The organism is Sulfitobacter sp. (genome assembly GCF_036960155.1).
Lineage (GTDB): Bacteria > Pseudomonadota > Alphaproteobacteria > Rhodobacterales > Rhodobacteraceae > Sulfitobacter.
In genome coordinates this window covers 40103-55261 of record NZ_JBALWB010000001.1, presented here as the reverse complement: position 1 = coordinate 55261, position 15159 = coordinate 40103, and the positions used below count along the sequence as shown (strand labels likewise).

Annotated in this window: 1 protein-coding gene (running past one end of the window); it reads left to right on the top strand. The window is 53.8% G+C overall.

What is annotated here, in order from left to right:
* A protein-coding gene (locus tag V7775_RS00180) for a calcium-binding protein (protein WP_335749835.1) crosses the window boundary here: on the top strand, positions 1 to 15159 show its 3' portion. Its footprint begins 14826 nt before the window's first position; the window shows 15159 of its 29985 coding nt (coding positions 14827-29985); its start codon lies off the left edge, out of view; its stop codon occupies positions 15157 to 15159.

Genomic DNA, 15159 nt, shown 5'->3' with positions numbered 1-15159 from the left:
ATCGTTGATGATCTGACCGTTCAGGCCAAGACGTCTCAAAATGGTGGCCTGCGCAACGCAGATTCCTACGCAGAATCCTCTGCGGGCGGTTTGCTCTTGGGTGCGACATCTACCTACACAAGCACCACCGCACGCGATGACGTTTCGGCGACGTTGGGCGACAACACACAGGTTACATCAACGGGCCACGTTACCATCGACGCAGGCAGCGCGCTGACCCAGTATTCTGAAGCGAATTCTGCGGCGATCGGGCTTGTCGGGGCAGGGGCATCGACATCTTTGGCGATCTCAGAGACCACCATCGCTGCCCGTGTTGGCGCAGGTGCAAATGTTGTGGCTGAGCGTCTGTCGGTTCTGTCCACCGGAACGGCGAATAACACTGCTGATACCACCGCCGGTTCTGGAGGTTTGGTTGCAGGGTCAGCCGCTGCACCAACAACCACAACACGAGCAAATGTGTCGTCTATTATTGGCGATGGGGCTCAGGTGACGCTTGGTACAGGGCTAGGTTTACTGACTGTAAGTGCGGCGCATACCGCCAATCCCAACACTTTTGTTGTGACGGATTCATTTGGCTTGATTGGCGGCTCGGGCGCAAAATCGGACAATACGATAGATGTTGATGTGACAACCCGTTTGGGGGATCAAGACGGCGACGCAACGGGAGCCAACGTGACGGCCAAATCGGCGAATTTGGCGGCGACGAGCACAGTTGTGAAAGCTGCAGCACCCGTGAACAACATCGACGGTGATGCTGGCGGTCTTGCAAGTGGTGCGGAAGCGCGCAGCCTTATCACCATCGATTTGGCGACCATCGTCGACATCGACAGCTATTCACAGCTGATCACCACCGATGCGGGTGGCACGCTCAAGGCTAAAGCCTTTAATGCACTTGATGTGACCGACGATGTGGCGCTGTTCACAGCAGGTGCTGTGTCGGGGGCAGGAGCCTATATTGATCTGGTGACGCCACAACTTTTGGCTCAGGTCGAAGTTGGCACAGGTGCGCTGGTTGATGCGGGTGGCGAACTGGTACTGGAATCGAACGGTGAGTTTATCGCCGATTTGCACTCAAAATCAGAAACTTACGGCATTGGTACGGTGGCTATTGGCCACGCGAAAATGAGCATCCTGCCTGATAATCTGATTGATATCCGCGGTACGGTTGTCTCAGACCGCGATGCATGGCTATCAACGGGCACGGACCGCTACCGCGACATCGCTCAGCATGAGTTGACGGCTTATGTGGACAATATTGCAGGCTCAGCAATTCCAATTGATGACTTGGAAACCGAAGTTATCATCATCGCCGACAATACAATTCATGTACATGACGGAGCGCTTTTGCAGGGCAACGCAAACATCGCGCTTATCGCTGAGGAAATCGGCACAGCGGACATTGATGTACTGGCAAAAGGGATCAACTGGGTCTCTATCGTGGGAGATGCTGTTGATGCTGCCCTTGGCGGGAATAACGCTAACTTGGGCCCTGGCGACGCAACAGCCAAGGCGCGCGGTTCTGTCATAAACGATGGTACTGTGCGGACAGGCCAAGAGCGCCAGAAGGATTTGGTTATCACTGTTGACGATGAGACCGGAACAGTTACCGGCACGTCTACGATCAGCGATGGTGCAAACGTGATAACGCAGGGTGTGATTACCTATACGCTGGATCCGTTACCAACAGTGACCGATCCTAACGATGCGCCGGATGTAAATGCGGCACGCACCTATACCCGTACGGATAACGGAGAGGAATCTTCGATCACGTTTACTGTTTCTCAGGAACTGGTAGAAACAGCGCGTCTGACACAATACAATCTCGCGCAGAATAATCTGACCGAGTACGGTATCAAAGTCGGAGCAGACAATCCCGATGCAAGAGCTCAACTGATTGCCGCTGATCCGACCAATACAGAATATTACGTCAACTTTGATCTGGTCAAATTCTATCAGGCACAGGTCGAAAGACTGCAGACCGAAATGTTGGCCGCGGGCGAAGCCAAGTGGTACGATGTAAACAATAATGGCACCATCGATGATGGTGAACTGCTGCCGCTACTGCCAACGGTCCAATTGGTAACCGTTGATCCCGTGTTTGCCCAAGCAGGCGAAGTCGAAGTGTTGGCAGATCAGCTGTATGGCAACGGTGTCTTTGACACTCCACGAGATTCTAAGATCGAAATTACAAACAATTCAAACGCTTATTTGCGCATCTTGGGTGCCGAAATTCCAATATCCAATGGCGGCGTTTACTTTAACGGGCGCGATATGTCCGTCGAAGCCGATCCACTGGCGCGCATCTATCAAGAAAACCAGTTAGTTGAAGAATTCGATAACGGTGTGTTCTTTATCTGGGCACCGATTACACCGAATGTCAGCTTTACTGACGCGTCGTTGGCGGTGTCTGGTGGAGTGCCAGAAATCAAGATCGTTCTTGACTATGATGCGGTTCTTGCGACCCTCGGAACAAGTAATCTGCCGAAATGGCCCGACATCATCGTCGATGGTCCTGTGACCAACGAACGCGGCAGCGTGCTGATTGACAATAACTCGGCCAACGGGTCTTCAACCGGGTCGGTCTTTTTGAACGCCACTGTTACTGGTGAAGACGTCACCGTCCTGAGCGGCGATACAATCTATATCAATGGCACGCAGCCCAATACGGCCGGCGATCCATTTGCCAAGTGGAAGACGCCCTTCCTGACCGGTGACAACTTTGCCAACCGCACGGCGGGGACGCAGGACGCGAGGGCTACTGAAGACGCAATCGAGGACTTCCTTGAAGTTGGGCCATCACAGCCAAGTGTTCAGGCCAACCGCGTTATTGTTGATGCAGAGTATTTCAACGTCAACGGCCTGATTCAGGCTGGTAAGGCCGATTTTGTCGTCAATCTGAATGCTGAAACACAGGCCGAAATAGAACGCCTTCGTAAAAGCAATACGGGCAGCATCACCAAATTACCGAGCACGAATGATGACTACCAGATCTACTATGATCCAGCTGCGAATAACGGCAAAGGTGCGGTGCTTGTCACACCACTGACACCGGGCGGCGGTTACGTCGATATCAGGGCAAATGTTGTCAACACCCGCAACGGCAAGATTGTTGTTTACGGCGGCTATCCGGAAATCGAGATTAACAACCTAATGACGTTCTCCGATGCAGACGCACCGGAGTTGATCATTCAGGGCCTTGACGCCACCACGCGCGGTGAGGGGGAATTGATCATCAAGGATCTGGCCAAGCCAGAAGTCTTGGGTGTGCCCTATACGACGATTTATCAGGTTAACGCAGCCGGCAATGTAGAGCTGAGCGATAACGGTGGCGGCTTTGAAGAGCAGGACGGTAAGACCTTTGAGTACAAACCACTTGATGGGCTGCGCTATGGTTGGATCATTGCGCAGGGCAACCGCGCGACACTGATAGAGGAATGGACCGAAAGCGACTGGCTGGGTATTGATGCCTTCAGCCCGGACTCACGTGCTCCGGACAAAAACCGTAGTACGCCTGGTACACCTACATTGGTAAAGGATTCCAACTACTTCTACCTTGATGTTGCCAGAGACGGCACCGCGTATACCTTCAACGACGTCGAAGTTATTGGCAACGTAGATGGCCCCAAACTGAGCGATAAAAAAGAATGGTCCACTTGGTACGGGAGCAACCATGCATGGTTCCAGTACACAACGATCACGGACTCCGTCACCTACTACAGCCACACAATCGAAGCTGATCGTGAAATCGACATTGAGTTTATCGGATACGACACGGGCTCAATCGTTGTCGAAGGCGGCAATTCTGACGTTCTGGTTCAGGGCAGCATTTCGAACGCCTTTGGTGACACCGAGATCAACACGACAGGAACGCTGAGAACCAGCTCTACTGGGTTGATCGGACAGATCGGCGGTAGGGCCATTGACCTTACGGCATCCAGCATCGGTAAGACGATTGATCCGTTGCGGATTAATCTATCCGGCGTTGAGGGTGTGACAGGTCAACGTTTTGATGCAACTGCGACCAGTGGCACAGTAAGTGTTATCGAATTGCTCGGTGATCTGGCTGTTGGTACTGTTATCGCCAATTCCGGCGGTAGCGATATCTCTCTCACCGCCGAAGGCAGCATCACACGCGCTGCTGGGGCACATGTGGTTCAAGGCGATGCCATTACGTTGACTTCGGAATCCGGACGTATCGGCAGCAGCGCTCGTAGCAGTACTGGTGAATACATCGACGTGATTTCAATCGACACTGGCGATCGGGCGCGCTCGACGATCAGCGCCTATGCTGAAAGTGGTGGCGTTTACCTGTCCGAAGCTGCCGGTAATTTGCGGGTCTATGAAATACTTGCGGGCGGTGATGTTACAGTTCAGGTTCTGGCGGGCGATTTGCTGGACGGCAATACCATCGAGATCAAAGATGAACGTGCCATATCAGCGCTGCGCGATTCAGTTTGGGGGGCATTGAACCTCACGGATGAAGCGAACGGCGTTTCAACGGGTGCTGCTTCGCAAAAAGTGCAAGATACCAAAGATGCATTGAGCCAAGCCAAGACCGATGAATATGCAGCCTATTGGAGCGTGCGGACATCACAACTGGCCGAACGCGAAGCAGACCTGCGTGCTGCGGTTCCTGCGGGAACAGAGGCTGAAATACAGGCTGATTTGGCGACTTGGCATCTGACCTTCCGCACAGCGGACACTATGTTCGATGCTGATGTTTTGTTGACTTTCTCAGCCGAAGAACAAACCTACTACGAGGAATTCTACAGCGCACAGGCTGCAACAGATACAGCCGTGATTGCGGGCACAACCACAACCCAGCAATATGTAGAAGCGGCCATTCTGACGCTCAAGACGAGCAGGACTGTTCAGTACCGCGCCCTTGATGCGGTTTGGGGTGCCGACGGTGGTATTGACGGTAACGTCGATACATTTGACAGCACATATGAGGTCGCGTTGTCGGATGATGAAATTGCCAATGTCGACGCTTCGATCAAGATTTGGACCGAAGATGAACTGATCAACGCGATTGGCGGTGGTCTGCTCAAGCCGGTGACTGATACGGACGTTGTGATCGAGAATGAAAACATTATCGGCTCAAGCGTCACGTTGGATGTGTCCGGTAAGATCGGGCGCAGCACCGGCCAGGTTCTGATCGAGATTAATCCGGATGTAGATCTGACTTCTGATGAGCGACTAACTCTCGCAGCAGCAGAGCGGGACGATGTGTTCTTCCTGACGACAGATCTTTTTGTGGCAACTGTTGATTTTAACGCAGCGGCTGGCACGATCACGCGTACCGATGGCGGCACGTGGAGCGCCAATCTGGATGGTCAGGTCATTCAGGTCGAAGGCACCAGCACCAATGCGACTGAAGAAGGCCCATTCTATACGGTGCTTTCGGTTGTAGGGGGCGTGATCACGCTGGATCAATCCGATGTCGCGCTGAGCGGCACTGAGACGATGCAATCTGTTACGATTTCGGGCATCGCCTTGGATCCGAAGGGCGTTTCTGTCGAAGATGTGGTCGCTACGATTACTGGCGGCAATACGATCACCCGCACAAGTGGTTCCGTTGACTTTAGTGACTTCAGAAACGGCATGAAAATCCTGCTTGGTGGGGCTGATACGGTAAACGGAAACGACGCGGCTACGCTTTATACGATCCTGTCGGCTACTAATGATACCATCGTCCTGAGTGGCGCACCGGGTCTCACGGGGGAAACCGGTATCACGCTTGATGTGAACCAATTTGTTGAATTGTTTGCTGTGCAGGTCCAATTGCGCGAAGATTTTGACATCATTTCAACGGGTACTCTGACGGCTACAGCTGGTGGTCAAAGCTTTATCGGGACAGAAGAAGCGCTGGCGCTGGACCTCATTAATGTGGACGGCGATCTGCGTATCCGTGCGCAGGGCGACATCACCGATAATAGGTCTACAACAACCGATCCTAACATCTCTTCTGATGATCTGCTTCTTGAGGCAGGCGATGGCGGTATCGGTGGAACCGGACGCATCTATATAGATCAATCTTTCGGAAGCGGGCTAACTGCGCGTGGTGCTGGCGCCATTTCGATCACCGAGACAGCTGGCGATATGCGCGTCTCGACGATCTTCTCGCGCAATGACATCGACCTTGTTGCGCAGGGCTCAATCCTTGATCACATCGGTACGGACTTTGTGAATATTCAGGGGGATTCCCTCTTCTTGACCGCACAAACTGGCAGCATTGGGACCACGGGTGATGCGCTCGAAATCCAGCTGGATGATGACGGAGCTGATGCCAAAGGGCTGCTCACCGCGACCGCCGTTGGCAATATTGTGGTGACCGAAGAATTTGGCGACTTGAACGTCCGCAACGTGCTGTCTACGGCTGGCAATGTCGTGTTGGAGGCCGCTGTATCTATCTTTGATGCGGTTGACTTGATCGATCCAACAGCGCCGTCCACCAGTGCCGAAGCGGCAATTGGTACAGCGCAATTGGCCGCCGACGTGTTGGCCTATGGTGACGTCACACTGACGGCACGGCTTGGCTTTATCGGGGCGTTTGGCAACGAACTGGACATCGACAGTCGTCGCAGCGGAACCGCCGGTCTTGTGACTACGCAAAGCGAAGAGAACACTTTCCTGATCGAACAGGCGGGCGACCTTTATCTTAATGCTGTGGGCGTCAATTCTGCGGATGCGATGACAACGGCCTATCTGACTGCAACAGTTGGTGGCATCTTTAACGGTGCTCCTGTTGGTGCGTCGAACGTCACTGGCGGGCGGGCGTATCTGATTGCGCAAACCAACATCGGCACCGCGCTGAAACCGTTGTTTACAGAAATCGGCACGATTCAGACACTCTCGACAACTGGATCAACCTACGTGACAAACGACGGCGCGCTTGAAGTGGCCGTATTGGACAGTCCTGCTGGCTACGGTCAGGATTCTGGCGGCGAAGTCATAACGAGGGCAAGCAGCCCGATCACGGTAGAGAGCGATATTCGCAGTGCGGGCAACATCACGCTAACGGCCACGGAATCCGCGCCAGAAGATTATGATATCATCACGGTGAATTCGGGTATTTCGGTCGTTTCCTCATCCGGCGACATCGCCTTTAGGGCAGGGGATCACATCGTGGTCACGGCCACGGCCTTAGTAGATGCCGAGCAGGGGAATGTTTCCTTGACCAGTGATTTCAACGATATCGGTACAGGCGGCGGGGACATCACTGTCGACGGTACAGTCAATGCTGATGGACAAATTTCGTTGGTCACAGGCTCGGATAATGACGTAGTGACGATCACCGGGCTTGTGTCTGCGGGCACAGACTTCCTTGTGCAGACAAATAATGGCGATAACAGCGTTACGATCTCGGGTGATATCTTGGCGGGTCAGGACATCGGTGTCGTAACAGGAACAGGCGAAGACCGCCTGAATGTTCTGGGCACACTCACCGCAGGTCAGGACATAACGATCAACACTGGTGGGACGCGCGATTTTGTTTCCATCAGCGGCGATTTGATCGCGGCTGGGAACATCGCTGTCGACCTTGAAGGCGGCAATGATGTGTTCACGCTTACGGGCGGTTTTGATGCTGGCGACACGATCCGTATCGCTGGTGGCACTGGTTCAGATACGATCCTGTTAAACGACGCTACGACCTTCACCGGACTTGCCGAAATCCTTGGGGGAGCCGATGATGATATCATCACAGTGGTGCGCCTGTTGGATCAGGACCGTGCAGACGACAGCCTATTGATCGATGGTGGCGCTGGTTCGGATGATATCTTTATTCAAACACATGGTTCCATCAGTGGCATACCAACTGATTATATCATCGATGTCTTTGACAGCGGTCTACCCGGTCAGGGTGCAGATACGATGGTTGTGACGGGTACGTCGGAGGATGATAATTTCCTTAGCCGTGCTGGTTTTGTTGCTTTGCTGCATGGCACTGACGCCCAAATCAGGGGTGTTGATGCAGGCAGACCTGATACGGTTGAGCGGATCAATTACAACCGTTCCATCAATGGCCGTGTCACCCTTGTAGGGCTTGATGGCGATGATGGGTTTGTCTCGGATGATAACGCGGCGATTATGACAATGGATGGCGGTGCCGGAAACGACAGCTTCCAGTTCGGTCAGATCTTCGGGATTGAACCTGTTGCAGGCAACGGCAACGGTATTGCTGCGGGTGATGACATCGATGCGGTCCTCACCACGCGTGGCTGGTTGTCCAATGGCGCCAGCTTTGCCACAGTTGCCTTTGGCGGAACAGGCAACGACAGCTTCACCGTTTACGCCAACCGCGCTGAGGTGAAGCTAGAGGGTGAGGCGGGCAATGATGATTTCATCGTGCGTGCCTTCTTGCTCGAAGCGGGTGGCAATACCATTCAGGGCGATACAGAAGTTCTGGCTGGTGATGGCGACGACACCATCACCTACAATATTAATGCGCCGGTCAATATTGATGGCGGTGCAGGCTTTGACACGGTGATCGTGTTGGGTACTGAGGGTGATGACCAGTTCGTCGTCAGCGAAGATGGCATCTTTGGCGCAGGGCTGAATGTCCGGATTTCCAATACCGAAGAGAGCATTGAAGTTGATGGTCTGGAAGGCAACGATACCTTCTATATCCTGTCCACAGCCGCTGGCGCTGTTACCAACGTAATTGGCGGACTTGGTTCTGATACCTTTGATGTTACAGGCGATGTTACCGGCCGGATTATTTCGGCAGACCTCGAAGGGCGCTCTGGGCTTGTGAACCATCAGGTGGCCAGCGACGACGATGATTACGATCAGACCTTTGCGGCAGGGCTTGGCACGACGATTGCTGACCCAGTCCAAGGCGCTGTTATCATTGGTCAGTCTGCAGGCGCTGACCTCACCCCTGGCAAAACCAGTGTGAGTGAACAGGAAGGCCAACGCAGCGACATATACACTGTGGTTCTGGCGACAGCACCAGTGAGCGGCACAGTATACATCACGGTCTCGGCCAACCGCGCGTCAACCGAAGATAAAGCGCTGACAGTACCACAAATGGGCGCAGGAACTGGCCTTAGCTTTGCGGCCGGAGGCAACAGCCTATCCCGTGATGCTGGTAGTTGGATCGATGAGGGCTTTGATATTTATCAGTCCATCACCGTGACCGATGCTGGTGATGACAATGGCACCTATGAGATCGCAGGTGTCACGGCCAATACTTTGACGCTGGTACAGACGTTCGTCACATCGCAGGTGGGCCTTACAACCGCGACCGTGACAGGCCAACAGGCTGATTCCGTCTTGGTTTCCGCGGATGGAGCAACTTTTGCGGATGCAATCGTGTTGGAATTCACAGCCGCTAACTGGGATGTTGAGCAAAACGTGACGATCCTTGCGGTGGATGACGCCGCCTCAGAGGGCAACCGCGACGTTGTGATCAGTCACTCGGTCATTGCAGAGGATGCGGCCTTTGACGGTGCGCAGGTCAACAACATTGAAGTCACGGTTGAAGACAATGATCTAGCCGGTGTGCGTATCATTCAAAGCGATCTGGACACCTTCCTGCTCGAAGGTGCCTCCGGCATCACCGATACATGGGATGTGGTTCTGACACGGGCTCCTGACGCGGGCGAAACCGTCACAGTAACGCTGAGCGACAACAGCAACTCTGGCGATTTGTCCTTTAGCGAAACTGCGCTGACCTTCACTGCTGCAAACTGGAATGATGCCCAGACCGTGACCGTGACCGCCACTGCGAATGATGGCGACGAGAACGAGGAACGCATTCAGGTTACTCATACGCTCAGTTCTGATGGTGTGCGCTATGCCGCTGCTGCTGAGGGCGAATTGGATGTGACTGTTATTGATGGCGATACGGCTGGGGTGGTTATCCGCGAAACGGATGGCAATACGCTGATTGTGGACCGTGCGGGCGAAACTGACACCTATACGATGCGCCTGACCAAGGCGCCGACAGATGATGTTACGATCAACATCTCTGAAGATGGCCAAACACGGATCGTCGCAGGTGGGCGGGTTACCCTTGCAACTCTCGCTGCGGAAAATGTGGCTGTTGAGTTTGTCCGCAATCCAGATGGCCCGGATTATATCCAGCGGTCTTCCGGCACATGGGCCGCAGCCGGTTTTGCATCTGGTCAAACCGTGGATGTTTCGGGCAGTGTCAGCAATAATGGGGCGGTACTTATCGGAGCTGTCTCTGAGGATGGTACAATTCTCTATCTCTCTGGCGGCTTAACCGTGACGGCCGAAACCGTTACCGCCGATCTGAACGTGACAGTGGGGCAGGTTACCTTTACCTCCGGCAATTGGGCGGATGAGGTCACAATTGTGCTCGAAGCCGATCCTGACTTTGAGCCAAATGCAATGAGTTACGTGACCAAAGTCTTCCCAGCCGAAGAGCATACAACCTCGAAAATCCGTGGTTCATTGATGATCCAAGGTGGACCAGCCGAGGACCGTCTGATTTCCAACGCAGTTATGCTGCCAACGGAAAGTGATCCCGGACCAATCGCGCTGGATATCGGCACAGACGAGACAATCCAGAACGACCGGGTCAATATCTTCAATGATGGCGACGTGACAGGTGCGCCAGGTCGTATGACCACTACCAACCTTCCAGGTGGTGAAGAGGCTTTGCTAATTGACGGTTTGGGCATGGGCAGTGGTGTTAACACCTTCGATGAAGGTGATATTTTGACTGGTCCGATCCTCGTTGATTATGCCAAAGGCATCACGATCCAAACCGTTGAGATCGTCGACCTGTTGCTTGGCTCTGGTGATGACGTGTTTGAGGTGCTCGACACTAACCGCTTCTCGGACAATCTTGTTGATCTGCCTGTTACAGCCATTCATGGCGGAGCGGGCGCCGACCACATTACAATTACAGGCGGCGCAGGACCAGAATCCCTTTTAGTGGTCTACGGTGATACGACAACAGATGGTCAGCGCTACAACTACCTTGGTGGCGCACCTACAGGTGGCGGGCTGGTCTTTGACGGCTATGAGGAACCAGAAAACCACGGAGATATCATCGATGCATCCGGCCTAGTACTGGCGGTGGGTGCTTCTGTTGGATTGGTGATTGACGGCGGCATCGGTGCGGATGTGATCTATGGCAGCACTGCTGGTGATCATATCGCTGGCGGCAGTGGAAATGACACCATCTTTGGTGGCGACGGCGTAGATCACATTTATGGTGACAGCGGGTTCATTGTTGAGCTGGCGACACGCACGCTCACGGTAGTGGACAGCATCATCGCAACACCATCACTCGATAGCGCCGACACTCGCACGCCGGGCGAAGACAGTATCGATGGCGGCGGTGGTAATGACATCATCATCGGCGACCACGGTGTAATCGAACAGGTTGCAGGCACATTGCGCATGGCTACAACGGGTATGGTCAGCCAGATCCGGACCAGCCAATTCGCAGCAGGTCAGAGTGATATTATCGAAGGCGGCACCGGCAATGACATAGTGTTGGCGGGCCTTGGTTCAGATCAAATCACGGATAGTGCGGGCGATAACGTGCTGTTTGGGGACCATGGGATCGTTGACTATGTCTCAGCTGATGGTGACATCTCGGACATCGATGTGATCCGCAGCACGGCGACCAATCTGGGCGGCAACGATACGATCACTACCGCTGATGGGACCAACGTGGTCTTGGGCGGTTGGGGCTCGGATGTACTCAACGCGCAAACCGGTACCAACATCATCTTTGGCGATGCAGGTGAGATAGTCGCGGCAATTACGGCGGCACCACAAATTGCTGGTCTTGCAATGACGTTGAGCGCAGTACGTACAATTGACCCAACCATGGGCGCTTCCGACACGATCATAACCGGCGATGGAGCAAGCGTAATTCTTGCCGGCGTTGGTGGCGACACGGTGACCACCGGAAATGGTACAAATGTTGTTGTTGGTGACAGTGGCGCGCTGACCGTTGGGACCGGTGCAGGTAATTTGGGCAGCATTCCGCTGGAATTATTGACACTTACAACCAGCGATATCGAAATTGGATCAGGCGATACGATCACTACTGGGCTGGGCGAGGACATTGTTCTTGGCGGCGCGGGCGGTGACACAATCAATACTGGTGGGGCAGGTGGCAATAGCGTCTCGGATATTATTCTGGGCGACCACGGCTTTATCAATTGGGTTAATGTCAGTGATGGAACCACCGATTTTGCACGAGAAATCGAAGCGACAGACGTAACTACCGGTGGCGACGACACAATCACCAGCGGCGCAGGCAATGATCTGATCATGGGTGGCACAGGGGCTGACCGTATTCTGAGCGGTGCTGGGAATGACCTTGTTCTGGGTGATCACGGCAGACTGGCTGGCGATATAGATGAGACCGCGCTGCCACTGCACACTGGCACGTTGCCCTTTGATGTTACTGCGATCTGGACGGGTACCAATGATGGCGGTGCGGCAGACTGGATTGATGCAGGCGCAGGCGATGATCTCATCCTTGGTCAACAAGGTGGCGATGTTATCTTTGGTCGCGGCGGCGATGATGACCTGATTGGGGGTCATAATGTCGATCTGGATCAAAATGGTGCACTGGCGACAGATGGCGACGATGCCATTGATGGCGGTAGCGGCGATGATGTGATCCTCGGCGACAACGGGCGCATTTACCGCTCGGGCACGTTGCTGGACGCACGTATGCAGGCACTTGCAGGCAACAACCTTTATGGCACAACTGGCGCAGATGATGGTGCGGCTTTGAATGATGGCCAACGTCAAAATAATGTAGATGGCACTGTGCAGCGCGACATCGAGATCTTTGATCACTCGGATACTGAAGATGCCCGCGAATACGGGAACGACTATATCGCAGGTGGTGCAGATAACGACCTGATCTTTGGCCAACTTGGTATGGATACAATTCAGGGCGACAGCAGCATAGATTTGAACGCAAACGGTTTGGCGGATAACGATATCGCTGATGCGGACCAAGTTGCAGTTGATGCTGCACGCGATGCGTTGTTTGGATTGCTGAATGTCATGCCATCTACGGATGATTACGATGGCGCGGACACGGACGGAGATGACTACATCGAAGGTAATGGCGGTGAAGATGTCATCTTTGGTAACCTTGGTCAGGACGACATTGTGGGCGGGTCTTCTTCGCTCTATCTCGGGCTGTCAGGAGGCGAAACATTGCGGCCTGACGGCGCCGACCTGTTGTTCGGTGGATCGGGTACTGCAATCGCACGCAACGATCTGGGTGACGAAGGAATTGACGGGCATGCCCGTGATGCTGATGTAATCGTTGGTGATAACGGTAATATCCTACGGATCGTAGGCACTGATGGTATCAGCAGCGGCGCATACCTTGGCTTTGAATACGACATCTACGGTGGTGAAAAGATCATCGTCCGTGCCGTTGATCTGATAGATTACACCGAGGGTGGAGCAGATTTTGATGCCGCAGCTCTGAATGATAATGGCGCTGGCGACGAAATCCACGGTGAAGCCGGGGATGATTCAATCTACGGCATGACCGGTTCTGACGTAATTTATGGTGACGGCCAGAACGACGATATCATTGGTGGCTGGGGCCATGAGTGGATTTCTGGTGGAACTGGAACGGATGGGATTATCGGCGATGATGGCCGCGTCATGACCAGTCGCAACAGCACCACAATCGGCGAAAGCCTGCACGGCATTGCCGCGCTGACGTCTGTTGATGATCTGATCACCGCGCCGAATGCGAATACTTTGCGCTACACCATCAACGTTGATCAGCAATTGAAAAAGTCAGTAAACCTAACGCCCTTTAATGTTGATCCATCTGCCACCCAAGATAAGCTCTTTGTGCCCACACAGGCTGATGACATTATCTATGGTGGCTGGGGTGACGATTTCTTGCATGGCGGGGCAGGTGATGATGCGATCTCAGGTGCAGAAGCCCTGCCGTTGACTTCCTTGCCGCAAGCGATGGACGGCACAGTGATCAGTTGGGACACTCCGTTCAATCCGGGGGGCATGTTAGCCTATGACGCTTCGGTTGAGGAGTTTGCGCATTACGATGAGAACGCACCACGCACCCGCGTTGATCTGAACGGCGGAACCTTCTTCTTGAACTTTGATGCAACAGAGGGTCCTGTTGACGTTCGGTCACAGAATGGTCTGGCAACAGATGGCGATGATGTGATCTTTGGCGATCTGGGCAATGATGCTCTGATGGGGGGTACGGGCCGGGACAGGCTCTATGGCGGTTACGGCTCTGATTGGCTGAACCTTGATGATGATCTGGGCACCACTGGTGGCACAAACGATGATTCTGATACCGATGCCAGCTATGAGGATTATGCCCTCGGCGGCGCAGGCCGAGACGTGTTGATTGCGAATACTGGCGGCGACCGGATGCACGACTGGAATGGTGAGTTCAACAGTTTTATTATCCCGTTCAAGCCCTTCGGTGCGCCGACTGTGCTGCGCAGTAATGCCCCATCTATGATCGAATTTTGGTATGATCTGGGTGCAAGCGATGGTGCTGATCCAACCCGTGCTGCTGATACTGGTAGCGATCCAGCACGCAATGGCGAACCTGATGGTGAAATGGGTATTGTGCGCCAGTCAGATGCGGATTGGGGTGACCAGAGTGGTGGTCCTGCTGATCCACAGCCGGGTAATGGCCCAGCCAGCCGCGATGTCAGAGTTTCCTCGGCACCAGGTGCTCAGAATGACGCGGCCTCTGGAACCGCAGACTATGGTTTGATCTCGGCGACTACATTGCCTCCAAGTGCTGGCGGCGGCGGTGATACTGGCGGCGGTGTTATTACACCACCGACCCCGACAACCGCAGCACGTCCTACGGTGAGCAACTTTATCAACGCCATCGAGAATTCTGAAATTCAGATCAGCTTCCACCCGAAAAAGGCAAGCAACAACATCGGCAAAGCTTCCTATGTCTATAATGCAGATTTGGGCGAGTTCGTGCAGCAAAGCTTTACGAGCACGGCGGATGCACCTGCGGATGCTGCTTATACTATGCTGGACGATGATGGCGCATTGTTTGCTTATGTTGACAGCATGGGCGCGCTTTGGATGATTGATGACTTGACCGAAAATCCTGGTGGATATGCCGATGATGATCCTGACGATTGGATCTTTCAGGCGGATTATCAATCAGCATATTGA